The sequence below is a fragment of the Pseudarthrobacter sp. KH_020_B genome (genome assembly GCF_057840185.1).
In genome coordinates, this window is record NZ_CM174506.1 from 4,224,442 (window position 1) to 4,248,590 (window position 24,149).

24 protein-coding genes and 1 pseudogene are annotated in these 24,149 nt (G+C 62.7%); 9 read left to right on the plus strand and 16 right to left on the minus strand.

Annotated features, from left to right (window positions below):
* Positions 1 to 128: 128 nt before the first annotated feature.
* The 5 genes from AC3IT0_RS19765 to AC3IT0_RS19785 all read left to right on the plus strand — a co-directional run bounded on the left by AC3IT0_RS19765 (position 129) and on the right by AC3IT0_RS19785 (position 4,085).
* On the plus strand, positions 129 to 743 hold the full coding sequence (locus AC3IT0_RS19765) for a cysteine hydrolase family protein (protein WP_489321355.1): 615 nt from the start codon (positions 129 to 131) through the stop codon (positions 741 to 743).
* Between the two features lie 319 nt (positions 744 to 1,062).
* Positions 1,063 to 2,433: an IS1182 family transposase gene (locus tag AC3IT0_RS19770; protein WP_489323850.1), complete on the plus strand. Its 1,371-nt coding sequence runs from the start codon at positions 1,063 to 1,065 to the stop codon at positions 2,431 to 2,433.
* Positions 2,434 to 2,636: 203 nt separating this feature from the next.
* On the plus strand, positions 2,637 to 2,870 hold the full coding sequence (locus AC3IT0_RS19775; RefSeq protein ID WP_489321356.1) for a hypothetical protein: 234 nt from the start codon (positions 2,637 to 2,639) through the stop codon (positions 2,868 to 2,870).
* An 88-nt stretch (positions 2,871 to 2,958) separates the two neighbouring features.
* Complete coding sequence (locus AC3IT0_RS19780) at positions 2,959 to 3,237, plus strand: cysteine hydrolase family protein (RefSeq protein WP_489323851.1); 279 nt, start codon at positions 2,959 to 2,961, stop codon at positions 3,235 to 3,237.
* Between the two features lie 137 nt (positions 3,238 to 3,374).
* Positions 3,375 to 4,085: a GntR family transcriptional regulator gene (locus tag AC3IT0_RS19785; RefSeq protein ID WP_489321357.1), complete on the plus strand. Its 711-nt coding sequence runs from the start codon at positions 3,375 to 3,377 to the stop codon at positions 4,083 to 4,085.
* A 463-nt stretch (positions 4,086 to 4,548) separates the two neighbouring features.
* Here AC3IT0_RS19785 and AC3IT0_RS19790 read toward each other — a convergent pair whose 3' ends face one another.
* The 4 genes and pseudogenes from AC3IT0_RS19790 to AC3IT0_RS19805 form a co-directional block, all read right to left on the minus strand.
* A complete protein-coding gene (locus AC3IT0_RS19790; protein ID WP_489321358.1) occupies positions 4,549 to 4,815 on the minus strand; it encodes a hypothetical protein in 267 nt (88 codons plus the stop codon).
* Between the two features lie 86 nt (positions 4,816 to 4,901).
* Positions 4,902 to 5,123: a transposase gene (locus AC3IT0_RS19795; protein ID WP_489321359.1), complete on the minus strand. Its 222-nt coding sequence runs from the start codon at positions 5,121 to 5,123 to the stop codon at positions 4,902 to 4,904.
* Between the two features lie 50 nt (positions 5,124 to 5,173).
* A pseudogene (locus AC3IT0_RS19800) lies at positions 5,174 to 5,356 on the minus strand (IS1595-like element ISCARN11 family transposase); the annotation flags it as partial.
* A gap of 311 nt (positions 5,357 to 5,667) precedes the next feature.
* Entirely contained in the window at positions 5,668 to 5,976 is a 309-nt protein-coding gene (locus AC3IT0_RS19805; protein WP_427174558.1) for an antibiotic biosynthesis monooxygenase family protein, read from the minus strand.
* Positions 5,977 to 6,226: 250 nt separating this feature from the next.
* On the opposite strand from AC3IT0_RS19805, the gene AC3IT0_RS19810 reads away from it, so the two are divergent.
* Positions 6,227 to 6,529, plus strand: a complete 303-nt coding sequence (locus AC3IT0_RS19810) for a hypothetical protein (RefSeq protein ID WP_489321360.1) — start codon at positions 6,227 to 6,229, stop codon at positions 6,527 to 6,529.
* A 5-nt stretch (positions 6,530 to 6,534) separates the two neighbouring features.
* A complete protein-coding gene (locus AC3IT0_RS19815; protein ID WP_489321361.1) occupies positions 6,535 to 6,963 on the plus strand; it encodes a TSUP family transporter in 429 nt (142 codons plus the stop codon).
* 560 nt (positions 6,964 to 7,523) lie between these two features.
* Here the strand turns inward: AC3IT0_RS19815 and AC3IT0_RS19820 are convergent.
* The 5 genes from AC3IT0_RS19820 to AC3IT0_RS19840 all read right to left on the minus strand — a co-directional run bounded on the left by AC3IT0_RS19820 (position 7,524) and on the right by AC3IT0_RS19840 (position 12,646).
* Positions 7,524 to 8,117 carry an adenylate kinase gene (locus tag AC3IT0_RS19820; RefSeq protein WP_489323852.1) on the minus strand — a complete coding sequence of 198 codons (594 nt, stop codon included), beginning with the start codon at positions 8,115 to 8,117 and terminating at the stop codon, positions 7,524 to 7,526.
* A gap of 353 nt (positions 8,118 to 8,470) precedes the next feature.
* A complete protein-coding gene (locus tag AC3IT0_RS19825; RefSeq protein ID WP_489321362.1) occupies positions 8,471 to 9,070 on the minus strand; it encodes a UbiX family flavin prenyltransferase in 600 nt (199 codons plus the stop codon).
* Positions 9,057 to 10,016, minus strand: a complete 960-nt coding sequence (locus AC3IT0_RS19830; protein ID WP_489321363.1) for a LysR family transcriptional regulator — start codon at positions 10,014 to 10,016, stop codon at positions 9,057 to 9,059. Before AC3IT0_RS19830 ends, AC3IT0_RS19825 begins: the two co-directional genes overlap by 14 nt.
* A gap of 9 nt (positions 10,017 to 10,025) precedes the next feature.
* Positions 10,026 to 11,474: a UbiD family decarboxylase gene (locus AC3IT0_RS19835; RefSeq protein ID WP_489321364.1), complete on the minus strand. Its 1,449-nt coding sequence runs from the start codon at positions 11,472 to 11,474 to the stop codon at positions 10,026 to 10,028.
* A 698-nt stretch (positions 11,475 to 12,172) separates the two neighbouring features.
* Positions 12,173 to 12,646, minus strand: a complete 474-nt coding sequence (locus tag AC3IT0_RS19840) for a molybdenum cofactor biosynthesis protein MoaE (protein ID WP_489321365.1) — start codon at positions 12,644 to 12,646, stop codon at positions 12,173 to 12,175.
* Positions 12,647 to 12,933: 287 nt separating this feature from the next.
* On the opposite strand from AC3IT0_RS19840, the gene moaA reads away from it, so the two are divergent.
* Positions 12,934 to 14,004, plus strand: a complete 1,071-nt coding sequence (gene moaA / locus AC3IT0_RS19845; protein WP_489321366.1) for a GTP 3',8-cyclase MoaA — start codon at positions 12,934 to 12,936, stop codon at positions 14,002 to 14,004.
* Entirely contained in the window at positions 14,005 to 14,298 is a 294-nt protein-coding gene (locus tag AC3IT0_RS19850) for a MoaD/ThiS family protein (RefSeq protein ID WP_489321367.1), read from the plus strand. It begins immediately after the preceding gene.
* A 201-nt stretch (positions 14,299 to 14,499) separates the two neighbouring features.
* Here the strand turns inward: AC3IT0_RS19850 and AC3IT0_RS19855 are convergent, their stop codons facing one another.
* From AC3IT0_RS19855 to AC3IT0_RS19885, 7 genes are all read right to left on the minus strand, one after another.
* Entirely contained in the window at positions 14,500 to 15,384 is an 885-nt protein-coding gene (locus AC3IT0_RS19855) for an alpha/beta hydrolase family protein (RefSeq protein ID WP_489321368.1), read from the minus strand.
* Between the two features lie 384 nt (positions 15,385 to 15,768).
* Positions 15,769 to 17,166 carry an MFS transporter gene (locus tag AC3IT0_RS19860; RefSeq protein WP_489321369.1) on the minus strand — a complete coding sequence of 466 codons (1,398 nt, stop codon included), beginning with the start codon at positions 17,164 to 17,166 and terminating at the stop codon, positions 15,769 to 15,771.
* A 4-nt stretch (positions 17,167 to 17,170) separates the two neighbouring features.
* Complete coding sequence (locus tag AC3IT0_RS19865) at positions 17,171 to 18,406, minus strand: 2Fe-2S iron-sulfur cluster-binding protein (protein WP_489321370.1); 1,236 nt, start codon at positions 18,404 to 18,406, stop codon at positions 17,171 to 17,173.
* A complete protein-coding gene (locus tag AC3IT0_RS19870; protein ID WP_489321371.1) occupies positions 18,403 to 19,320 on the minus strand; it encodes an FAD binding domain-containing protein in 918 nt (305 codons plus the stop codon). The genes AC3IT0_RS19865 and AC3IT0_RS19870 overlap by 4 nt, the downstream gene beginning before the upstream one ends.
* Before the next feature lie 11 nt (positions 19,321 to 19,331).
* Positions 19,332 to 20,111 carry an enoyl-CoA hydratase/isomerase family protein gene (locus AC3IT0_RS19875; protein WP_248761430.1) on the minus strand — a complete coding sequence of 260 codons (780 nt, stop codon included), beginning with the start codon at positions 20,109 to 20,111 and terminating at the stop codon, positions 19,332 to 19,334.
* Between the two features lie 2 nt (positions 20,112 to 20,113).
* Positions 20,114 to 22,522 carry a xanthine dehydrogenase family protein molybdopterin-binding subunit gene (locus AC3IT0_RS19880; RefSeq protein WP_489321372.1) on the minus strand — a complete coding sequence of 803 codons (2,409 nt, stop codon included), beginning with the start codon at positions 22,520 to 22,522 and terminating at the stop codon, positions 20,114 to 20,116.
* The gene (locus tag AC3IT0_RS19885) at positions 22,512 to 24,074 is read right to left on the minus strand and encodes a class I adenylate-forming enzyme family protein (protein ID WP_489321373.1); all 1,563 of its coding nucleotides are present in this window, start codon (positions 24,072 to 24,074) and stop codon (positions 22,512 to 22,514) included. Before AC3IT0_RS19885 ends, AC3IT0_RS19880 begins: the two co-directional genes overlap by 11 nt.
* Positions 24,075 to 24,149: the final 75 nt, after the last annotated feature.

Genomic DNA, 24,149 nt, shown 5'->3' on the forward strand with positions numbered 1-24,149 from the left:
GCTCCCTCCTTCTAGACCTGTCGCCGGCTTCGCCACCAGGGCCCATTGCGAACCGTCGATCCGCGCGGCCTCAGCCATCGCAGTACCGCAACCTATTTGTAACCCGAAACTTCTTAAGGACAACGCACATGTCACTCAACCCGACCACCACGGCGGTAATAGCCGTACATCTTTTGAATGATGTCGTCACCCCCGACGGCGCCTTCGGCGGGTTCTTCGCCAGGCAAGTGGCCGCTCGCAACGTACTTGCCAAGGCACAGACGGTGCTCGACGCAGCGCGCACATCGGGCGCCACTGTCGTCTACACCCGCGTCGGGTTTGACCCAGGGCACCAGCAGTTGATCGCGAACAACCCGCTACTTTCAATTGTCGCGGCGCAGGGTTGTCTCGTGAACGGCACGTGGCAGACCGAGATTGTGGATTCGGTCAGTCCGCAAGATGGTGACCTCACTATCACCAACGGGAGGGTGAGCGGATTCGCGGACAGCCCGCTGGACACGATTCTGCGGGGCAAGGGCATCAACACGATCCTGATTTTCGGAGTGGCGACCAACCTGTCCGTTGAGGACACGGCACGGCACGCGTCTAACCTCGGGTACCGGGTAATTCTTGTGGAAGACGCCTGCTCAGCGGCAACCGACGCCGCACACGCAGCGACCGTCGAAACTCTTGGGCTCCTGGCCGAAGTCTCATCGTCGCAGACTGTTACCGAGTGGCTGACGACCGAATTGTTGTCAGTGTAGCTGCAGCGAGTAGAGGGTGATGAGGCGCCGGGCAGGGATCAGACTCGGGTCCCGAACGTGGGTTGAGCGCGACATCAAATGTCCAGCTGGCCGCGGACCGTATGGTCCGCGGCCACGGACCTCCCACTAGGAGCGTGGGTCAGTAGTGATCGGCCCGGTTTCTTTAAAACGCCGGCGGATTAACCGGGCCCGGGTAGGGGTGGCTGGGAGAATCGGGGGCATGGATACCGGTTCTTCCGCGCAGGATGGTTTGTTCGGCGAGTCGCTGGTGGAGCGGGTCGAGCAGGCCACCGATGTGCCCATGGATGCCAACGGCGGGATCAACAAACGCTTCAAGGCGTTCGAGCCCGATGCGGTGATGCTGGTCCCGCCGTCGCTGGAGGAATGGTTGCCCCAGGGACATCTGGCCCGGTTCATTGGCGAACTCGTCGACGGTGAACTGGATCTGGCCCGGTTCTATGCTTCCTACGCCAAGGCCAAGGGCCAGCCGCCGCATGATCCGCGACTGATGCTGCGGATCCTGCTTTATGGGTATTGCGTGGGGGTGCGTTCTTCGCGGGAACTGGAGCGGGCCTGCACGGACGTGGTCGCGTTCCGTTGGTTGTGTGCCCAGCAGGCCCCGGATTTCCGCTCGGTCGGACGGTTCCGCGAACGCCACCTCGCGGCGCTGGCCAACGTGTTCCTCCAGGCGCTGGAACTCTGCCGGGCCGCGGGCATGGTCTCGTTGGGCCATGTCGCACTGGACGGCACGAAGGTGCGGGCCAACGCCTCGCGGCACAAGGCTATGAGCTATTCCCGCCTGACGGAGAAACAGAAGGTCCTGGCCGATGAGATCAGCGACCTGATGGCGGAGGCGAAGACCGTGGACGCGGCCGAGGACGCCCGCTTCGGTCCGGGCAAACGCGGCGATGAACTGCCCGCCGAACTGGCCAACCGGGCCCGGCGCGCCCAGGCCATGAAGACCGCCCGGGCGTCCATCGAAGCCGAAGCCGCGGACAAGGCCCGCCGTGAGGCCGAAGAGAAGGCCCGGGCCCGCGGGGACGACGACGAGGATGCCTCCGGCAAGGGCGATGCCGCCGCGTCGGCGGCGATCCCCAAGCCCACGGCCCAACGCAACTTCACCGACCCGGACGCGAGGATCATGAAGACCGCCGACGGTTCGTACCACTACTGCTACAACGGCCAGGGCGTCGTTGATGCCGATCACCAGGTCATCGTCGCCACCGAACTGAACAACACCGCGGTGGACGTGCAGCAACTGGCCCCGATGGTCAAGAACACGCAGGACACCCTGAAGGCCATGCCCCGGAAGTGGAGCGCCGATGCCGGGTACTGCTCGGCAGGCAACCTGGACCACGTCAAGGAACTCGAAGCCGCTGACGCCACCGAGTTCTTCATCTCCACAAGGCGGATGAAACACGGACGTCCCGTCCCGGAATCGCCCAGGGGCAGGATCCCGGCGGACGCGACACCGGTCGAACGGATGGCCCGGAAACTGAAAACGAAGAAGGGCCGGGCGGTCTACGCCCGGCGCAAAGCCATCGTGGAACCGGTCTTCGGACAGATCAACACCCGGCAGGGCAAGCACGTGCTGTTGCGCGGACTGGAGAAAGCATCCGGGGAGTGGAAGCTGATGGCCGGATGCCACAACCTGCTCAAACTCTTCAGTTACCGGGCCCAAATCGCCTGAATACCCGGGGACGGTGCCCCGGGATCGAACCTGCAGCACCGAACCGCGGCCCGTAGGAGCCCTTTCAGGTTTCCTACCGCCAAAATGCCAGAAGGCCGGCCCCCTTTCCAGAAAAAGGAGACCGGCCTCGGGCCGTCACGGTGCAAACCTGCGGAACCGTCAAACCACAACCGACCCACGCACCTAGGAACGGAAGACCAGAAATGGAACTAAACCCAGAACGCACGGCGGTCATAGCCATCCTCTACCGGGGAGACGTCGTCTCCGGCGACGGAGCGTTCACCCCGTTTTTCCACCACCAAGGCGTCAGCAGGAACACCATCAGCAAGATCGGCCGCCTGCTGGATTCCGCCAGGGAATCCGGAATGACAGTGATCTCCACCCGGTTCACGGTCAAACCTGATTTCAGCGACCTCAACGCGAACTCACCCTGCTGAATGTTGTCGAGCAGGCTGGCTGCCTGAAGGAAGGTAGCGCCCTGGCCGAAATTGTCACAGAACTGGCCCTACAGCCAACGACCTGATCATCACCACCAGCGCGTCGGCGGCTTCGTCTCCCGGGCTCGTCGCAATCCTGGAGTACCGCGGAATCGACACCGTGGTGTTCGGCGTCGCGACCAACGCATCGGTCGAAAGCTCGGTCCGCGTCTCCACAGCCGCCGGCTACCGGGTCATCATCGTCGAGGACGCCTGCTTCGCCGCCACACCGGAAGCCCACCAGGTGAGCATCGAATCCCTTGGTCTGCTGGCAGAGACAGCCAGGACCGAAGACATCATCGGTGCCTCAACTCCGCAGACCGTCTGAGCAGCGGGTGCCCGTAGAGCCATGCCTCAGCATTGGTTCTGTCGCGCACATCCGCTACTGAAGACCCATTCGCCGAAAACCCGCATGCTAGCCTGTCACTTCAGGACGAAAGGACTTCGATGCGCGATACTGGATACATGGCACCGGAACAGTCCCCCCTGAATCAACGCTCTACAGGCACCGGCGGCCGGCTGCTTGGCCGCATCTACGAAGCCATTCAGTTCCGCCTCCTCGACGGCGAATATCCGGCCGGGACAAAGCTCTCCGTGGAGTCCATCCGGGCAGAATTCGGCGTGAGCAAGCAACCCGTCATGGAGGCACTGCGCCTGCTGTCCGCCGACGGACTGGTCGAGATCTACCCGCAAATCGGATGCGTCGTAACTACATACTCCCTGGAAGAGGTTGAGGACTTTTTCCGGATGTTCGCCGGATTCGAATCCGTCATTGCGGCCGCTGCTGCCCAGCGGCGCACGGACGAAGACCTGGACGAGCTGTACCTCGCGGCCCGCAGAATGGACCGTCTGAACAGCGAACCCGACCCGGCCATTCGCGCCCGTCAGTACCGCATCCAAAACCGGAACTTCCACGAAATCATCCACCGGATGGCCTCCTCACGAGTTATGACCAATATGAGCCGCAGGATGTGGGACCTCAGCGATTTCCTGATCAACACCACAGGCGCTCCGCAGCCATTTGGGTCGGCCGTTGCTGAACGCAACGAGGACCATGCCCGCATCATCAGCGCGCTGGATGCCGGCGACGCCGAGAGTGCCAAAAGCGAGATGGAAAAGCACATCCTCTCCACCGCGACCATCATCCAGCAAACAAGAACGGCATCGCTTTCCTAGCGCCGTCCGGTGTCCGAGCACGGCGGTTCTTCATGACCAGATTGGCGGTTTCGGGCCCTTTGCCGCACATCCAATCCGCGCTTAGCGGGCGGCCTCGGGTCCGTGAGGGTCTTCCTGCCGGCTGATCCACCGTTAAACGGACACTCCCAGCACGGCGGCCCGGGCCGGGACTATTACGCCAGGAAAATCAGCGAAGGCAAAACGCCCCGCGAGGCCCGACGGCGCTCAAGCGCCGGCTCTGCAAACTCATCTACCGGATCATGGTCAAGGACGCACGCCGACCCACAACCTCCACCTGTTGACACAGAGGCACTATCAGCGATCAATCACTACCCACAGGTTCCCGGTGACAGCACCCCCAGATCCTGAGCAACAGGGGGAGGAAATCATGCCGGGGGCCGGCAGACCAGCAACCCCGATTCTTGCTCAACTAGGGGCTATAAGAAAGGTCTGGGCTATCCATTTAACCGGAGCTGTCCATGCGGGAATTGCGCCAGGGGCGGTCTGCCCGGGGACGTTCAAGACTGCGTGGATGCCCCGCCGCGGCAGGCGGTTTGGGGAGATCCTTCAGCGGCCGTGGATTCTCGATCAGTTCCCGGTACCGCACGGGGCCGTGGTGTACCGCGAGCTGGAGAACTCTGTAGAACAACAGCCCGCGACTTTGTGAGGTGCCGCGGTTGAACCGGAAGACGAACTCATCGAGGTAACCGGCCAGATGTTCGGGGCTCACCGCCCCTTGATGGGTCCCCAACAGCCAGCGTTGGCCAGCGCGGCGATCCGGTGAACCCCGGGAAGCAACTTGCCAGGGTCCTCTCCTCAGGCGGCGTCGGCTCGCTGACTGCGCGGCTCATGGACGTAGCCCAGCTTTTCGATGCCCAGGTACCCGTTCCACCCGTCGGTGATCACCGTGGATCCAGGAGCGATCTGGCCGGACACGAACGGGTGCAGCGATGCTGCGGACGCGTCGTCAAGGATGGCCAGGCGACACCGGCCGAACCCCTTCGGCTCCATAACCTCGATGGCGACCCCGACGAGCACTTTCTTCCCCCGGGCCCGCACGGCAGGCCGGGCTCCTGGCCTCCGATGAATGTCTCATCGACCTCGACCATGCCGGACAGGGGCGCCCTGCCCGACGGCGCCAGCACCGACCGGAACCGGTGCAACATCGCCCATGCGCTCTGGTATGACCCGATCTGCATTGTCCGCTGCAGGCTCAATGCCGATATTCCGTTCTTCGCCGTTGCGAACAGCCAACACGCGGTGAACCACACCGTCAACGGTGTCCGGGTGCGATCGAAAATCGTACCGGCGGTGACGGACTTCCGGCTGGCGGTACAACCGAGATCAGACCGACAGCCGCTAACGAGGCTGCCCTCCCGCAAATCCGAAGCGGAGGCGGCTAGAGTTGCACCACCGGCAGAGGGTGGGCGGGACTGTGACGGTTCCGAAGGATGAGCATCCCGACCGAAGCCGGGGCCGACGCTAAGCCCTATCAAGGTTGCCAGTTGTGCAGGTGTATCGAAGGTGTACGTGGTCGACAAAGCAGGCAGTTTGACCGCGGACAAGACCAGCTTGGCCGGGACTAGTGGGCGTTGGCCTGCGCGTCCTCGATGACGTCGTACCAGACAGTCCGGTGGCCTACCTGCTGTAGCTCGTCGAGCCTTGCGCGTGTGGAGAGAAAGGCGGGATCCTCGTGCCAACCCTCCCAGTCCCGTTGGCTTCTCCAGGTCCCGATGATGACCCGAGTGTCGGGTGCGTCAGCAGGGGAGAGCAACTGACCGGAGATCCAGCCCTCCCTGTCGTGGGCTGATCTGAAGCGTTCTCGGATCAGTTGGTCCCACTCTTCCGCTGAGTCGGAACGGAGCTGCATGGTGCTGACGACGGTCATCATGGAACCTCCTCGAAGGATCGGCTGTGCGAGTGCCGTCTGGACAGATTCTCAGGTTTAGATGCCGGCCGTCAACGGGATGGGCTGCTGCACTCTCAGGTCGGTCGACACGGCCATCACGAGTGCCGCCCAGCGCTGCCCGATAACCTGCGCGCTACCTAACCGGCGCCCGCACCACGTAGGGGGAGACCGCGAACAGAGTTCCCACGACAGCAGTCCCTCCCGCTGGTCTTCCTCGCGGGCGCGATCATCGGTGTCTTGGGCGGCATGGTCGGCCTGGGCGGCGCCGAGTTCCGGCTTCCCCCTGCTGATCGGGGTGTTCGGCCTTGCCGCGCTGCAGGCCATCATCATGAACAAAGCCATGAGCCTGATCGTCGTCATCACGGCCCTGCCCGCCAGGCTCTTCGCCGTCCCGCCCAGCGAACTCTCCCCGCACTGGTACATCGTGCTGAACCTGCTCGCAGGAAGCCTCCTCGGCGCCTGGATCGGCGCCCACTGGGCCACCAAACTCAAATCCAAAACGCTCTTCCCGTCAGCGCCGTCCTGCTGGTCCTGATCGCGGTGCTGCTGTTCGTCACCCATGTCTTCGCGATCGATCCCCTAACGCTAGATCCCGCTCCCCGGACGGTGCTCGGCCTCGCAGCCGGGATCCTCATCGGGGCCGTGGCCGCACTGATGGGAGTCGCCGGCTGCGAGCTGCTGATCCCCACGATTGTGCTGCTCTACGGCACCGACATCAAGATCGCCGGCAGCCTCTCCCTGGCCGTGTCACTGCCCACCATGCTCGTCGCGTTCGCCCGCTTCAGCCGTGACAAGAGCTTCGCCGTGCTCGGGCAAAGCAAGCCCTTCGTCATCACCATGACGCTCGGCTCCATCACCGGAACCGTCCTCGGCGGCCTGCTCCAGGGCCTGGTACCGAACCTGGTCCTCATCCCCTTGCTGGTCCTGCTCCTGCTGCTGTCCTCCATCAAAGTCTGGAACCACGACTAACCACGGGGCCATCACACCCCAACCGACACCGGGTATAAGCCGGTACGCACGGTGCCAGAAATCAGGGAAATGAGAGCATCAGCACCGCTGGCACAGTCCGAGAATAATACGGAACTGCCAACTCAAGTGAGACGGTTGGCGCGGGATCTGTCTCACTGAACCTGGCAAAACCCCAGGTCGGCGTTACCAACTTAACTGAGACCGGACAGACGGACTTTGATACCGCCGCCCGCCGGTGATTCCCCGCTCCGGGATTGCCATGGGTTTAGGGCTCGCAGCGAGGCCAGGCCTTCGCACGCGCAGCCCTCCACCCACCTAAACCAGCCCACACAACGGTCATCGGCAGACCCAGCGCTTACCAACCCAGGGCGCCCCACGGCTAATTCCCCTGAACGAAACCAGCGCCAGTGGCAGGGCTCGATTACGCCGGGTCACTAGCAGAGCAGGGAATATTGCATTGACGCAGTTTGCCCGTGCCGCGAGTCCTCCTCGTGGTGCGGACATTATAGTCTCCCGGTCCGCCCTGAACCTGCGCAGGTACTACCCTTGAGCGCGCGCAATCAGCAGCATCCATCAAAGATCGCGTCAAACAGGTCGCGCGCGCCAATGGCAACCATGGCGCGGTCGGTGACCTCGTCAATGCCGCCAATGCCGTCCACCTTGGTGAGGATCCGACGCTCGGCGTACTTGGCCACAACGGCCTCGGTCTGCTCGTGGTAAAGATCCAGGCGGTGACGGATGACGGCCTCATTGTCGTCGCTGCGGCCGGTTTCCTTCGCACGGCCCAGGAGGCGCGCAACAAGCTCCTCATCGTCCGCGGTCAGCTGCAGGACGACGTCGAGCTTCTGGTCACCATCGGCCAGAATCTCGTCCAGGTAGTCAACCTGCGCCGTGGTGCGCGGGTAGCCGTCAAGAAGAAAGCCGCCCTCGACATCGCCCTCGCTGAGCCGGTCGCCGACCATCTTGTTGGTCACACTGTCCGGAACAAAGTCTCCCGCGTCCAGGTACTTCTTGGCCTCGACGCCCAGCGGCGTCTCACCCTTGACGTTCGCGCGGAAGATGTCGCCGGTGGAGATCGCAACGACGCCCAGGCGCCCGGAAATGCGTTCCGCCTGCGTACCCTTGCCGGAACCCGGAGGTCCGATAATTAGCATTCTTGTCATGAATTGTCCTGTTGTTGATTCTGTTCTTGGTCGGCGCCCTGACCGTCCCATCAGGGAGTGTCTCTGCTGAACGCGATCGGTTGACGGACGGATTGCTTCGGGTGGGCAATCCTCTGGAGTGGTTTCAGCGATATGGGTTCTCGGTATTCTGTCCCTTCTGGGGACCTTGGTACCCGTGATCGCTATGGGCCTGGAGCCCAAGAGTCTGGAAACATGGGCCAAACGGCACTCATTGCCTGCTTTGTCCTCGGCCTGCTTGCTGTCCTAGGTTATGTCTTGTGGATCTGAGTCGAGGAACACCGAAAAGGAAGATTGCGCCAGCCCAGGTCCCACTGGGTTTGCTGTCATTGTCTCGTGCGCTCGTTCGTGACTCCGTCCCACCGCTTCACCAGACCGGACTCAATCTCAAAGAGGTCCAGGACGCGGCCCACGGTGTGGTTGACTATGTCGTCGATCGACTGCGGCCGCGTGTAGAGCGCAGGCACGGGCGGAGCGATGACCGCTCCCAGCTCGCTCAGATCGGCCATCGTCCGCAGGTGGTTGCGGTGCAACGGGGTCTCCCGCACCATCAGGACCAGCCTTCTGCGTTCCTTCAACACGACGTCGGCTGCACGCGCCAGTAGCGATGAGGTCATTCCCGAGGCGATCTCGGACATTGTCTTGATCGAGCACGGTGCGACTATCATGCCCATCGTGCGGAACGATCCACTTGCGATGGTCGCCCCGATGTCCTGGTTTGGGTGGACGACGTCGGCAAGCGCCTCAAGGTCAGTCATGCGGAGCTCGGTCTCCTGGGCCAGCGTTAGGCGTCCGGCCTTGCTGACGATGAGATGCGTTTCGATTGGGGTATCACGGAGCAGCTCGAGGAGCCGGACGCCGTATGCGGCGCCCGAGGCTCCGGACATCCCAACTATCAGGCGGGGGGTCAGGTCAGGCATCTTCATTTTGATCCTCCGGTGGTATTTGCATTGGGACGGTGGTGAATGCGGTAGTGGACAACTGCAGCGCTCGAAGCTTCCCGGCAAGCACATCAATAAACGTCGTTTCGGCCAGGGTGCTTGGATGTCTGGGGTCGCTCAGACACAACATGCGTCTTGAGACCCCCGGCGCCGCTAGTCCGTACACGCGGAGTGTCCCCTGCACGAGTCCGCGGTTGACCATGCCGGCGGGAAGGATTGAGACCCAGTTGGTCCGTTGAATGAGTTCCTCGATGACGCTCGTGTCATCGATCTCGAGCTGCGGGCGCACCTCGATTGAGTGTGCGCGGAGTACATCTTCAATGGCCTGGCGCAGGCCGTGGCGTCGTGAGGGCAGAACGAGTTTGAGTGAAGCCAGGGCGTGGAGCGGCACGGGGGTCGGGACCAACATTGCCGTTCTTGCTCCGGTAGTGACCACCAACTCCTCGTCAAGGATTTCACGGCCGGCGAAGTCGTCCTGACCGAAGGTCTGGTTGATGACCACACAGTCGAGCTCACCCGTCCGGAGCTTCTCGACCAGCTCACCACTGAACCCGGTGGTCACGTAAATCTGGACGTCCGGATAGTGTTCCACGAAGTGTGCCAAGGTGTCCGACAACGCTGCATTGGCCGCCGATGCGATCAATCCCACACGGATCGAGCCCGTCATCTCCGGACGATTTCCCAGAAGTTCCTGGCGCGCCCGGACGAGTTGGTCCAGCAGTGGGGAGAAGAGCTCGAAGGCGTGCTCTCCGGCCGCTGTGGGCGTCATGCCCCTGGGCGTCCGTTCGAACAGCGTCTGGCCGAGCTCGCTCTCAAGTTTCGCGATCTGCATGGACAACGCCGGCTGGACAATATTGAGGCGCTGTGCCGCGCGGGTAACGCTCCCCTCGCGGTACAGGCACGCGAAATACGTGAGCTGTCTCAGTTCCACCGCCGCCCCCTATGAGACATTGCCTACGCGTTCCTCCCAGTCGAGGGGGGCAGACGTCACTATCTGGTCGAGATCGAGGTCTTCCTGTCCCGGCACGCGGATGCGCGTGAACTTCATCGGGGGTGCGTCCACCGGGACGGTAGCATCAAGGCCCATCTTCGAACCGAAACCGTCGTCAGTTGAAGGGTCCAGCTTGGAGCCCTGTGCCCCGTGGACGACGAGCAGATCACGATCGGCCTGGAACCTTGTGGCGACAGCCCATTCCACCTCAGCAGGGTTGTGCACGTCGACATCGGTGTCGACAACGGTGACATGTTTGATGTCATAGTGCATGCCGAGTGCTCCGAGGATGACGTTCTTCGCCTCGCCCGCCTTTGGCCGGTCGACCTGCACGTAGAGGTGGTATCGGCACGTGCCGCCCCGGGAGAGATGGACGTCCTTGACACACGGGAAGCTGCGCCGGAGGTGGGACAGGAAGGACGCCTCCCGCGGGATCCCTCCGAGCAGGAGATGCTCGAGGCTGCCTCCGACGATCGTGTGGTAGATGGGCGACTTCCGGTGGGTAAGCGCATCCACCTCGATGACATGGCGCTCCGCCCGCTCGCCGTAGTACTGCGGGAACTCGCCGAACGGTCCCTCGGGCTCGCGGATATTGGCAAGCAGTCGGCCCTCGAGGACGAACTCCGCATCGGCGGGGACGCGCACGTCGTTGGTGACGCACTTGGTCACCGGGAGGGGAGATCCGCGCAGCGCACCCGAGATCTCGAGCTCGTCGTGGTCAATCGGCACAATCGCCTGGGAGGCCATAAGGGTCAGGGGGTCTACCCCGACCACGATGGCGATGTCCAGGTCCGCGCCCTCTCGTTCCTGCTGGTGGAAGAAGGAGAGTGTGTGTCGTGGCAGGAGCAAGGCACCCAGCCGGTCAGGGCCGCTGACCTGAAGGCGGTGGATTGAAACGTTCTGCACACCAGTGTCGGGCCGTCGCGCGATGAGCAGCCCGGCTGTGATGTAGGCCCCGTGATCGTGCTCGTTGTGTGTAGGGATCGGAAGCTGCTTCTCCAGATCGACATCGTGGTGGACGACTTGCTGGCAGGGCGCGTCCGCCACTTCGATCCACGGCACCGGGCTGAGACAGGCATTCTCGAAGGTGGAAATCAGCTCTTCCTGCCCAACGCCTGCCGCCTCGGCCATCCAAGACCGCTGGGACAGCAGTCCGGAGACAACGGGCACGACATGTGCGCTGGGTCTGGGGAAGATCGAGGCACTCGTACCGTCCAGACGATTGGCGACCCCGGCGACGCCGAAACGCAGATCAATGCCCGGCTCGGTCAGAGACAGACGCCCGGAGGCCTGCAGATGGTCGAGCCAGCCGCGCAGGCTTGCGCCGACGGGTACGTCGGCGATGGTCATGGGCTTCGTCGCTGCGTCCTGCAAAGCCTGCTCTGTTGACGGACTCATCTTCTTGCTCCTTCAGTTGGCCGGTTGCGCTCCAGGCCAAGTCTTGTCTTCGCTGAGTACTGATCTCGATGCGCGCACGTCCTCCCACGACGATGCTCGCGGTGCCGATGCCAGGGATGAGCTGGCGGGGCATGGCTCGCGGGCTCCGGCGGCTACGCGCGTGCGTTGGCCTGCAAGATTGTGCCCGGCTCGGCGTCATCACTGGGGGCTTTCCGAAGTCCGGGAAGAGCGGCGGACGAAGTAACTGGTCGCTGCGAGCACCACCATATAGGCAACGACGACGAGCATGACTAACCAAACGGACTTCATCCATGTCTCCTAGTTCCGGGACCCATACCGTGAGCCACGCCACAATGACCGTATGCCTTGGACCATTGCACGTCTAATACCGTTTAGCTATCCGCCGTATCACTCCTCCTGATAGGTCTTGAGGTGAGCAAGAGGATCGGTGCCCGAGGCGCCGATGGAGGCGCTCGTCGGGACCAGGTCTGTGGCAGCGGTTGTGAACCTCATGAGCAGTGTGGCCGCTGCGGCGGACTGATTCGGGGTGTCATAGACCCCCGGGGCGTCCCGCTGGCTATAAGCAGGGCAGAGGGACGCCGCGCGACCATCCGCGGAATGCGAAGGCTGTCAGCCACTGCGTCCCGCCGCTTTGAACCGTGTGACGCCTACCAAGCAAGGAGGCGCCGGATGGCAGTTTATCTATCAGCCTGTCCGTCAACTCCGATGCCAACCCATTCCACGTCTCCGTCCTCAAAGAACTGCTCTTTCCAAATCGGCAGCCGGAATTTCACACCTTCCACGAGGTCCCGGCAGGCATCGAAGGCGTCGCCGCGGTGGGCCGCGGACACCGCGGCGACAAGTGCCGCGTCCCCGACCTTCAGCTCGCCTACACGGTGAGCGGCCCAGAGCCTGACGCCGTCGTACTTTCCAGCAACCTCGGCAGCAATATCCTCGATCACACGATTCGCGCTCGGGTGCGCGCTGTAGTTCAAACGGAGCACGCCGCGGCGGCCGTCGTGGTTGCGGACCACGCCACTGAAGCTCACGACGGCACCGCACTCCTCCGCTGCCACTGCGGCGAGGGCCGTGTCCAGGCTGATAGCGGTGTTGCTGACCACGGCGGTAACCACTTTGCCGATCCGGGGACTCTTCGATTCGTCGCCTGCCATGTTTCGTTTACCCCTTCCAGCTGGCTGTAAAAAATTGGAACGACTAACGGCAACCACCCTGTGGACTTGGGAGAGGTTGCTGTTCAAGGTGGCCTAGTCCTCGTGGTCGTCCTCGTTGAAGTCCAACAGCAATTGCTGGCCGCGACGGGGATCCTCCCTCACCTGTTCCAATCCGACGTTCAAATCCTGCCGGGCTTGTGCGGGGACCTAAAGTTCTTAATAAGAAATATAGGTCTGATTCGGACCATATACAAAGGATGGTCGAGGAAGGGGCGTAACCTCGAGACATGAGTGTTTCAATGCGTCCGCCGCCTGCCGGCTCCCGGTCCCCGGCAGGAGGTCTAGCGGACCGCTACGGCCGGCGAGCGACTGATATGCGATTGTCCCTCACGGACAAGTGCAATCTGCGCTGCACCTACTGCATGCCGGAAGAGGGCCTGGCGTGGCTGAGCAAGAACCAGATCATGACGGCCGATGAGATCGTGCGTCTGGTGGGCATCGGTGTGGACATACTGGGCATTCGCGAGTTGCGGCTTACTGGGGGTGAGCCCCTTGTGCGGCGGGACCTGGTCGAGATCCTTGTCCGGTTGCGGCACAATCACCCCGAATTGCCGATCTCCATGACGACCAACGGGATCGGTCTGGCCAAGAAGGCTCAGGCGCTTAAGGATGCAGGCCTCAGCCGGATAAACGTCTCACTGGATTCGCTGCACGCGGAAACCTTCAGGGCACTCACCCGCCGCCCCTTCTTGGATCAGGTGCTGGCGGGCGTCACAGAGGCCGCCAGGGTGAAAATCGGACTGGTGAAGGTCAATGCAGTGCTGATGCGAGGCATCAATGACCACGAGGCCGTGCACCTGCTCTCCTGGGCCGTGGCCAGCGGCTTCGAATTGCGATTCATCGAACAGATGCCACTGGACGCGGACCATGGCTGGACCCGGGAGAACATGATTACGGCAGCCGAAATCCGGGTCCGTCTGGAGGAATCCTTCTTGCTCACGCCGGACCCGAGGCAACGCGACGGCGCCCCTGCCGAGCGCTGGCAGGTTCGTGCCAAGGACGCCCCCGATGTCGTACTGGGCACCGTGGGCATAATCGCCTCAGTTACCCAGCCGTTTTGCTCCGATTGCAAACGCACTCGGGTCACCGCAGAAGGCAAGATCATGAGCTGCCTGTTCTCGCGTGAGGAAACCGACCTTCTGGGTCTGTTCCGCACGGGAGCCACAGACACGGACATCGCCCAGCGCTGGTCAGAGGCGATGTGGCTCAAGCCGAAGGCACACGGCATGGACCACACCGGGCTCGGCGGCGTTGACTTCGTCCAGTCAGACCGCTCTATGAGTGCGATAGGCGGCTGAATGCTGGTCAGATACTTTGCGGCCGCGATGCATGCCGCGCAGGTTGCGGAGGAAACGATACCGTGCGGCGACATCGACTCCAACAGCTGGGCTGCAGGCGGTGTGTCCCTCGGCGCACTGCTGGATCGGCTTTTGGAACTCCATCCCCCTTCCGAGGACCCCACGAGGCCGTCACTGGCTCAGGTGCTGGACCGGAGCAGCTTCTTGGTGGACGAGGTCAGCGTCCGCGACAGGAATACGTTACTGGCCGAGACTGCAACCGTGGACATTCTGCCGCCATTCGCCGGCGGATAGGCTCCGCGCCTCCGAGCGCTGTCCTCCGGTTCGGCGGCGGAAATGGTGGGCCGGGGTTGGCATCCTGGGCTCTGGTGAGGAACCAAAACCCGGCAAGAGTCCAGCGGCAACTTCGAGACCGAGGACCACTCGGAGCCAAAAGCGCACGCGAGCACCGGCGCTTCTGGACGTGCGGGCAGCGCAGTAACAGCGCGTGTTATTTCAGGCCCACGGATTCACGCCGTCTCGCAGCCACCGGATGGTACCCATCCAGAACGTGTCGCGAAAGCTGCTGTGAAAAAGCGAGAAGTGCCCAATCTCTGCTCTCCCGAAGTCCTGCGGTTTCAGCTGCACCAGGATGGCGGAGCTGTTGGGGTAGTAGCTCAGGCCCCGGACGACAGCAGTTTCTGTTGCGAACGGATCATCGGTGGCAGCCACTGCAAGCGTCGGGGCAGTGAATGAAGCCTGATGCGCCCGTATCACCTCGCGGGCATGACCTGCTCCCCCGGTGGTGAAGTCCCTCGGGCTCCGTGCCCAGTCCAGGGCTACCCCCTGCGGTAAATCCTCAAGCCAGCCGAGTCGCTTGCCAGGAAAGTAGCCGTTCCAGATCGCCAAAGCAGGCATCAGGATGTGCCAGCGCCACCAGAGCCCTAGCCGATGACCGGGGCGGTAGTCCCGCCAGTAGGCATGTTGAGCGCCCACTGTCAGCAGCCGGTTAATCCTTCGACCATTGCGCGCTAATCCGACGCTAAACCCACCAAAACTGTGGCCGACAACATGCAGATGCTTTTCAGCGCAGTTGATCTGAGCCCATTCCAGAACCGCATCAAGGTCCTTCAGAGCCCAGTCGTACCAGCTGGCCTGCAGATTCTTTAAACTGGATTCCCTGGATTGACCGATACCCCGGTAGTCGAAGGTGATCGACGTGAACCCGTTCTCCGCAAGAAAAGCTGCATAGCGGTGATAGTAGGTTGCTTTGACTCCGGTAGCGCCGGCAATAACAACGACTGCCCCAAGTCCTCCTTCTTCCGAGGAACCGGGCTCCCATAGATGTCCTCCCAGTACATAGCCGTCGTCACAGGAAATTGTCAGAGAGACAGGTTCCATCGCAGAACGTCCTTTCACTTGGTCTCAGCCCGGGCCACGCATGGCAACGTTGGCCGTTCCTCACCGGCCTGGCCTTCCGATGGTTCCGCTCGGCCGTTTCAGGGAGGCCGATGGCCCGATCAGGTCCAGCGATGTTCGCTATGGTCTGCGTGGACTTTTGCGAGCACTGTAGCGCAGCTGGTTCAACGGCTCACAGGATTGCCCAGCATGTCCGGGGGCGGAGGCGGCCCGGATCAGCTCGAATGCTGTTGGGCGTGCTGTTGATGCGACCGATGTTTGGAGCGGTGTTGGGGCAGCGCTGATGAATTCGAGTCGGTGTGGGATGTGGGCAGCGCCTGCTGAGTCCGTTCTCGAAAACGGGCCGGTCGCGTTGCGCCTACAGCATTAGGTATGTGGGGTCCTGTTGATCGTGCCCTTGCCGTTTTTCGGTGGCGGCGGGCCGTCATCGTGCGCGTGGGATCTTTCCAAACGGCCACGGGTTTCCGGGCTTGTGAGGACCACTGCGATGAAGATGAGCGTCGATGCCGCGAGGAAGATCGCCAGCTTGATTGGAATGTCGGCCACGGTCGGGCTCAGCAGATTGACGAACGTCGGCAGCAGGCCGCCGAGCATGAAGCCGGTGTTCCAGGTGATGGCCGTTCCCCGCGACCTGATTGCGGTCGGATAGCGTTCGTTCAGGAAGACCATCAATGGTGCGTAAGCCGCGTTGGCGAAGCACGCCAGCAGGCAGCTCAGCGCCAGAATGGTCCCTGTGGAGGAAGGGTCTGACCCGGCGATTGCGATCGTGAGCAGCGGGAGCGCGACGATGTTGATGCCGCCGAAGATCAGCATGGTCTTGCGGCGGCCGATCCGTTGGCTCAGCTCGCCAGCGCCGGTGGCTGCAACAATGACCACGAGGCTCGCGCCGAGCAGAATCCAGCCGCGTTCAACTGTGGGTACCTTGACGACCGGTCCGAGCAGGGTGGGCAGGAATCCCGAGGTGAGGTAGTACTGCGCGCCGGCGCCTGCCGCCAGAGCGATGTTGAGCAGGGTGATGGTCCGGTATTTGCCGGTCAGTAGGTCTTTGAACCGCATTTTCTGTGCGGGGGCAGCTGCCGGTGAAGTCTTGGCGGCTTCCTGGGCCTCGAGCCACATCGGGGACTCCTCGACCTTGCTGAGCACGAACAGGCTCAGGAGCGCGCCCAGCAGCCCGGTAAAGAACATGACGCGCCAGCCCCATTCATCGAACGCGTCCCCCGGGTAGAGGTGGCCGACGACAATGAACGTGACACTGGCCATGGCCGCGCCGATGCCGGCGCCGCCTCCGCCGATCAGCCCGCTCATCAGGCCCCGCCAGCGCTCCGGGACGCTCTCTGTGCCAAGCGTGTGCGTCGTGGCGGTCACGCCGCCGACAAAAAGTCCCTGGATGACCCTCAGGATCAGGAAGATGATGGGTGCCGCGGCCCCGATCGCGGCGTACGTCGGGACCAGACCCATCGCCGCAGTCGAAAGGCCCACACCGGCGAGTACGGTCACCATAATCTTCTTCCGGCCAATACGGTCAGCCAGCTCACCGAAGACCGCCGCCCCGCCCGGACGCATAATGATGCTGACCGCAAACGAAGCAAAAACCAGGGCAAGACTGAACGTCTCGCTCTCGGCCGGAAAAATCTGCCGGCCAACCGGCCCTGCGACATACAGCAACAAAAACAGGTCAAACAGGTCGAAGGACCAGCCCATGACCGATGCGAAGGCGGCGGGCAGCGGCGAATGAGTTCCGGAACCACGGGTGCTGGGCGGCATCAGATCATCCTTCTTCGTGGGGGTTGTTGGCTTGACGACCGGGAGCCTTACGACGGAGTTCCCGAACGCTGCGGATCCGGTCACGCATGGCGCCGACGAGGATTCCGAACGCGCTGGGCGGTTTGGAGCCGACTTCAGGTTCCTCTCCGCGCGCGGCCTGGTCCACGGCCTTGGCAAAGTCTTCGAACATTCGGCGGCTGACATCTCCTGCCAGCGACCGGCCGAACCCGGCGATGCGGCCGACGAGGTACACCCGGGCTTCGGCCTGCAGGCGGGTTCCTGCCCCGTCAGGGACCGCCAAGAGATGGATCTCCGCCTGGGCTCGGCCGCCGCCGGTGTCTTTGGCTTGGCCGAGCACATGCATCCGGTCTGATTTATGTTCGAGAAGATGGGCAAAGCCGTTGAACGAAAGCTTGATGGGCCCCAAGGCAACGCGGGCCCGGCCCCGGTACCAATTGCCGCCAAGCTCCTCCGTGAGCTCCGCCCCCGGCAGGCACCGGGCCAGCAATTGTATGTCTTCGAAAACCCGGGCGACGTCCTGCGGCGGGGATTCGAGAACGGTCGTAACGTCAATTGCGATTGTCGGTTCACCGCTGGGCATGCTGATTTTTTCGGGTGCACTGTCCTGAACATTGTCGGACGCTGGGGTGGGTTCATCCGCTGCAGCCGTCGATCCGATGGGAGAACGGCCGGTCAGGGTTCGTTGTCCGCAGTTCTTCGGTCCCGGCAGGCCGGCGCGGTGGTTTGTTGCGACGTCGTCGACGGCATCGATGATGTTGCGGTAGCCGGTGCACCGGCAGATCACTCCGGAGAGCTCCTCCGGAAGGTCCTCCCGCCGAATGTCGGGCTCGTGGTCGAGCAGGTCGTATGAACTCATCAGAAAACCCGGAGTACAGAATCCGCACTGCAGGCCGTGGTGGCGGCCGAAGGACTCCTGTAGTGGGTGCAGGTCGTCGGGTTTGCCGAGACCCTCGACTGTGGTGATCTGCGCGCCGTCCAGCTGGCAGGCGAAGAGCAGGCATGCACGGCTGGCATCACCATCGATCAGAATAGTGCACATCCCGCATACACCGTGTTCACATCCGATATGTGTGCCCGTGAGGCCGAGGTTGTCGCGCAGGGCGTCCGAAAGGGTCATCCGCGCAGGAACCCGCAGCGAAACGGGAGTCCCGTTGACAGTGAACTCGACGGCCACCAGGTCTTCATGTCTGGTATGGGCGACAGTGCGCGGGGTGCTCATGCTTTCTCCTCATCAGTGTGGCTGGATGCGCGGACTGCCTTGGCATAGGCTCGCGCGAGTTCGCGGCTGGCGAGAGCTGTGATCAGCTGGCGCCGGTACGCCTGGCTGCCATGTTCATCGCCACCGGTGTCGACAACATCAGCGGCCAGTTCTTTCGCCGCATCAGCCAAGGCCGTGCGCAGGCGTGCTTCCGGCGCATCAGGGCCGTCCTTGCCCACAGCAGCCGTGAGTTGCTCGGAAACGTCCCGGACCTGCGGGATGTCCGATATGCCGAAACACGTGATCCGGGCAGAGGGTCTCGTCGGGTCCTTCGCATCCACACGTACAGCTACTCCGGAGAGCGCAAAGTCACCATGCCTTCGGGCAATTTCGGCGAAACCGAAGCCCTGGTGTTGGGTGGCTCGAGGGAAGTAGACCGAAGTGATTAATTCTTCCGGCTGCACTGTTGTCGTCATCGCCGCGGTGAAGAAGTCGACCGCATCGACGGTCCGCTCGCCTTTAGGGCTTGCAATCGTTAAGGTTGCTTCCAGGCAAATTGCCACGGCCGGCAGCTCCGCCGCAGGGTCCGCATGTGCGAGACTGCCGCAGATGGTTCCGCGGCTGCGAATCTCCCGGTGCCCGATCCACGGCAGTGCCATTCCGAGCAGGGGCACTTCTGCGATGGCGGGGTCTCGCTGTGCTGTGCGTTGCCGCACCGCGGCCCCAAGCCGCACGCCGCTAGGCTCCGTTCTCAGCGTATGAAGCTCATCGACAGCGTTAATGTCCACCAATGTTGTCGGCTGCGCCAGTCGCATAGCCAGGACGGGAACGAGCGACTGTCCGCCTGCGATGACCTTGGCGCCGTCCCGGCTGAGTTCACTGAGCACGTCAGTAACGCTGCCTGGGCGCACATATGCGAAGGGGGCTGCTTTCACGACTGGATACCTCAGCGTCCTTGGAATTCGGGGGTGCGTTTCTCTCCGAAAGCAGCAACCCCTTCGGCGAAATCGTGACTGGCCCGAAGCATCGAATACGCCTTGCGTTCAAGCTCGATGCCGGTGTAAAGAGGGCCGTCAATCCCCTTGTCCAGGACCTCCTTCGCCGTGCGCATGGCGATAGGAGAGTATCCGAGCATCTTGTCGACAAGCGCCTGGGTTTCCTTTTCGAGTGCTTCTGCGTCGGGAGCCAGGATGTTGACAAGGCCCCAGTCGAGGGCCTGCTGGCCCGTAATGCGCTCCCCGGTGAGAATGTGGAACTTAGCGCGGGACAGGCCAATCAGCCTTGCAAGCCGCTGCGTGCCGCCACTCCCGGGAATCATGCCTAGCTTCATCTCCGGCAGGGCGAACCTGGCAGCGGTAGTGGCGATCCGGATGTCGACGGACAGGACCAGCTCGAGGCCGACTCCGAAGCAGTAGCCGTCGATGGCTGCGATGACCGGCTTGGGGCTTCGGGAAGGGGCGGTGACGTTTTGCCCAAGATCAGTAAGGTCAATGGGGTCGACCTCCATGAAGCCCGCGATGTCGCCTCCGGAGGTGAAATGTTCGCCTTCCGCACGTATCACCACGAGTTTGATGTCCCGATCGGCATCTATCTCAGCGAACCGGTCGGCCATCACTTGCCGGGTCTCCCACGTGATGATGTTGAAGCGCCCGTGGTTGAGCGTGAGGTTTGCGACGCGGCCTTCGTGGCTGCGTTCGAGTCGGATTTCGCCTCCGGTGAGTGGCATTGTTAGTTTCCTTCCTTGGTGGCATTCGCCTGGATGAGCTTGTGGATAATGTTCGGGTGCAGAGGCAGCGAGTCGATGGAGATCCCGAGCGGGGACAGGGCGTCGGCGACTGCGTTGGCAATTGCCACAGGGAAACTCATGGAGCTGCCCTCGCCGGATCCCTTGGCGCCCAACGTGGTCAGCGGAGACGGTGTTTCGAGGTGGTTGCTGATCAATGGAAACGACGATTCGGCGCTGGTGGGGCAAAGGTAATCCATGAACGTCGTCGCTGTCGGCTGGCCGGAGTCCGAATAGGTCATCTCCTCGTAGAGCGCGCCGCCGAGTGCCTGGACGAGGGCTCCGTGGATCTGGCCGTCGAGGAGGGTGGCGTTGAGGATTGTCCCTGCGTCGTGCACCGTGGACAGTGTCTCGATTTTTATCTGCAGGGTCTCAGGATCTATCCGGCAGGCTACGAGCTCGGCGACGAATCCGTAGCACAGGCTCGAGTTGATCTGATCGGTGCGTGAAGGCGCCTTGGACTGGGGCGGAGTGAATGCAGCTTCCTCGTACATCCGTGCGGAGGCACCCTCAGGCAGGGAACCCGGATCCCAGTGAATGAGACCCGCTGCTTGTCGGAAGGGAACACTGCGACCGGGGTCGGCAATGACATGGACCTGTCCGTCGGCGAATTCGAGGTCCGCAGGGTCGGCCTGGAGCAACACACCTCCGGCGATCCGGATGGACTCGCCCAGACGGTCCGTGGCCTCAATCAGCGCGCTTGTCAGCAACGGAGCAAACCGTGACGAGTAGCTACCGGTGCTGATCGTCCACGGCGTGGTCGCCGTATCCATCTCCACCCTGGGGCGAACCTGCGCCAAAGGAAGACCCAGCCGGTCCGCTACTATCTGCCGGGCGACGGTAGCGTGTCCCTGGCCTTGCGGAACAGTTCCGAGTAGAACGGTGACGATGCCTTGTGGATCGACACTGACCCGGACGTGCTCAGTCGAGCCTGATTTGCCCCGGCCCCGGTTGTGGATCGGGGTGGCGAGTCCGACATATCCGATGTTGGTCGCCGAAGGATCGGTAATGGTGGCCACGCCAATTCCGAACAGCTCGCCCCGCTCACGCGCGGCCCGCTGTTCCTCCCGGAGCCCCCCGTAGTCGGCGGCATCGAGGACCATCTGCAGAGCAGTCTGGTAATCGCCGGAGTCATAGATGCCCCCGCTTGGAGTCGAGTACGGAAACTCATCTTTCCCGATGAGGTTGACACGGCGGACCTCCACGGGGTCCAGGCCCAGTTCGAGGGCGATGTCATCTATCAGCCGCTCGAGTCCGAAGTACAGCTGTTGTCCGCCGAATCCCCGGTTGAGGCCGGTGGGACACTTGTTGGTCACCACTGCCCGGGCGCGGATCTGGACTTGCTCGATCCGGTAGGAGCCGGTGATGCTGCCGAAGCACCGGTACAGGGTACTGGGTTCGGGAGGGCGCATGTAGGCTCCGACGTTGTCGATCAGGTCTACGCGCAGGGCCGAAATAACGCCTTGGTCGTCGAACGCGGCCTCAAACGTCATTTCGCGATCCGATCCGGCGGAACTCGAGAGCATGTGTTCAAGGCGGTCTTCAGTCCATCTCACCGGCCTGCCGGCGTGCTTGCTGGCAAGAGCCATCAGTGCAACGTAGGGGTAGATCGCTGCCTTGATGCCGAAGCTGCCGCCGATGTCGGCAGGGACGATCAGCCGCAACCGGGACGTCGGGATGTTGAGTGCACCCGCGACGACCTGGACCATTGAGAAGGGTCCGTGGAAGTTGGCCCATGTTGTGACCTCCGGCCCGTCTGCGGTTTCCCGCCACTCTGCGATCACGCTGGAGCACTCCATGGGCGTGGAGGAGTAGCGGGGGAAGGAGTAACGCTTGGAGACGGTGTGCTGGGCCTTGGCGAAACTTTCGTCCACCTCCCCGAAGGTGAACGTGCGGTCGGTGGCCACGTTGCTGTCGGCGGAATCGTGCAGGCGTGGCGCGTTCGCCTCCATGGCCTCGTACGTGCGCACGACGGCTTCCAGCGGTTCGTAGTCAATCTCGACGAGCTCGGCGGCGTCTTCGGCGGTGTACCTGTCGGTGGCGACCACCACGGCGACCGGTTCGCCGACGTAGCGGGTCTTATCTGTCCCTGTTGGGTAGTAGGGCATCGGGGTCTTCACCGAGAGCGGGAAAGGTTTCAGGGTTTGGAGAACCTCCTCCGGGCCGATCACGGCAGCGACGCCGGGGTGGCGCCGAGCGCGCTCGAAGTTGACACCGCGGATCCGGGCGTGCGGGTGCGGGCTGCGAACTACAGCGGCCACCAACGTTCCGGGTAGGGGGTCGAGGTCATCAAGGAAGCGGCCCTGGCCGGTGAGGAGCTGGGGATCCTCGATGCGTGCGAGATCATCGGTCATGGGGGCTCCTGGCAGGTGGTGGGGACTGGTTGCTCTCTGTATCGGCGAGGACTTTGTAGTCGCCGTCGACGAGCCTGCGGCGCAGGATCTTGCCGACCGCAGAGGTCGGGATAGCGTCAATCGCGACGAGTCGTTTCGGTCGTTGAAGCGAGGGCAGTCCGGATTTCTCGCGTACCCATGTCTCGACCTGGGCGAGGGCCAGGCGGGGGTCGGTCCGGTCCGCGGGGACGAAGAAGGCCGTGACGGCTGACCCCCATTTGTCGTGGGGGGTGCCGGCGACCACCACATTCTCCATGTAGGGGCAGCCGGCAAGGCTGCGCTCGATCTCCTCGGGATAGAGGTTTTCGCCGCCGGAGTTGATCATGTCATCGACGCGCCCCGAAACCCACAGGTCACCGTCGTCATCCTCTGTGGCGAGATCCCCCGGAAAATACCAGCCGTCCCGAATGGATTTTGCGTCGGCGTCGGGGCGGTTCCAGTAGCCGGCAAATGCTTCAGGGCTGTCCATGCTGACCGCGATTTGCCCCTGCTCACCTTTGGCAACAATCTGGTCGGGATGCGCCCCCGGTACGGGATCCACGAGGCGGACGTTGGAGAAGATCCCGGCACGGCCTGCGCATCCGGGCTTTCGCGCACTGTCAGGGCCGATCGTAAAAGTGTAGATCTCGGTGCTGCCGAAGTGGTTGACGAACCGTTCGGGCTGCACGGCCTCCACAAGCTGCTGGGCAAGTGTGGAGGTCATGGCCGCCCCGGCATAGGCGAGACGCCGCACGCTGCGTGCCTCTGGGAACCGACCGGTCTGGTACAGCGACCAATAGATTGTGGGAACCAGATAAAGCGTATCGATGTCGTTTTCAATAATCAGCTCAATCGACTCATCAGCGCTGAACTTGGCCTGCGGGACCCAGGTTCCGGCGCCAATGACACTTGCGAGCAGGGACCGCAGCCCCATGGTGTGGAACATTGGCATGACGCCCAGGGACACGGCCCCGGTTGGTTGGCCCGTTTGGATCAGGTGGGCCACCGCCGCCGAATGTTCCGCCTTATGTGTGCGCGGCACGCCCTTGGGCTTTCCCGTGGTACCGGAAGTGTAGAGCATCACACTCAAATCAGATTCGGCTGGAGCGCTCGGCAGCGAACGGGCATACTGCCTCGGTGTGCGAAGGTCATTGACATGCACGATGGCCACCGAGGCATGGAGGGAAGTACAAGCCTCGGACACCAGGTCTGCGGTGGTGTCATCGACCACAACCAGGGCTGGCGAGCAATCGCCCACACAATGAGCCAGTTCGTGGACGCCGAACCGTGTTGACAGAGGAACGGAGGTCAGATTGGCTTTCTGGGTGGCCAGATGGAGCGAAGCCAGCGGCTCGCCGCCCTGAAGCATGAGGACGACGCGGTCGCCGGGGACGGGTCCGAGGGCAAGCAGGGCCATGGCCAACTGATCCGTGCGCTTGTCCCACTCTGCGTACGTCAGAGGGTGCGCGCCCCCCACAGCCAACCGCTGCGGATAACGCTCGGCAGCCCATCTTAAAGTGGTGGCAATATCCACGCAGCTTCTCCTGACCGATCGACGTTGATCCAACACAGTCCATTTCGGACCGTATATTCAATACGGTAAGGACAC

Excerpts from the sequence above, each read along its gene's own strand:
- AC3IT0_RS19765 (WP_489321355.1), top strand. The coding sequence starts at position 129 with ATGTCACTCAACCCGACCACCACGGCGGTAATAGCCGTACATCTTTTG.
- AC3IT0_RS19775 (WP_489321356.1), top strand. The coding sequence starts at position 2,637 with ATGGAACTAAACCCAGAACGCACGGCGGTCATAGCCATCCTCTACCGG.
- AC3IT0_RS19785 (WP_489321357.1), top strand. The coding sequence starts at position 3,375 with ATGGCACCGGAACAGTCCCCCCTGAATCAACGCTCTACAGGCACCGGC.
- AC3IT0_RS19805 (WP_427174558.1), bottom strand. The coding sequence starts at position 5,976 with ATGATGACCGTCGTCAGCACCATGCAGCTCCGTTCCGACTCAGCGGAA.
- AC3IT0_RS19820 (WP_489323852.1), bottom strand. The coding sequence starts at position 8,117 with ATGCTAATTATCGGACCTCCGGGTTCCGGCAAGGGTACGCAGGCGGAA.
- AC3IT0_RS19825 (WP_489321362.1), bottom strand. The coding sequence starts at position 9,070 with ATGAAGATGCCTGACCTGACCCCCCGCCTGATAGTTGGGATGTCCGGA.
- AC3IT0_RS19835 (WP_489321364.1), bottom strand. The coding sequence starts at position 11,474 with ATGAGTCCGTCAACAGAGCAGGCTTTGCAGGACGCAGCGACGAAGCCC.
- AC3IT0_RS19840 (WP_489321365.1), bottom strand. The coding sequence starts at position 12,646 with ATGGCAGGCGACGAATCGAAGAGTCCCCGGATCGGCAAAGTGGTTACC.
- moaA (WP_489321366.1), top strand. The coding sequence starts at position 12,934 with ATGAGTGTTTCAATGCGTCCGCCGCCTGCCGGCTCCCGGTCCCCGGCA.
- AC3IT0_RS19850 (WP_489321367.1), top strand. The coding sequence starts at position 14,005 with ATGCTGGTCAGATACTTTGCGGCCGCGATGCATGCCGCGCAGGTTGCG.
- AC3IT0_RS19855 (WP_489321368.1), bottom strand. The coding sequence starts at position 15,384 with ATGGAACCTGTCTCTCTGACAATTTCCTGTGACGACGGCTATGTACTG.
- AC3IT0_RS19860 (WP_489321369.1), bottom strand. The coding sequence starts at position 17,166 with ATGCCGCCCAGCACCCGTGGTTCCGGAACTCATTCGCCGCTGCCCGCC.
- AC3IT0_RS19865 (WP_489321370.1), bottom strand. The coding sequence starts at position 18,406 with ATGAGCACCCCGCGCACTGTCGCCCATACCAGACATGAAGACCTGGTG.
- AC3IT0_RS19875 (WP_248761430.1), bottom strand. The coding sequence starts at position 20,111 with ATGCCACTCACCGGAGGCGAAATCCGACTCGAACGCAGCCACGAAGGC.
- AC3IT0_RS19880 (WP_489321372.1), bottom strand. The coding sequence starts at position 22,522 with ATGACCGATGATCTCGCACGCATCGAGGATCCCCAGCTCCTCACCGGC.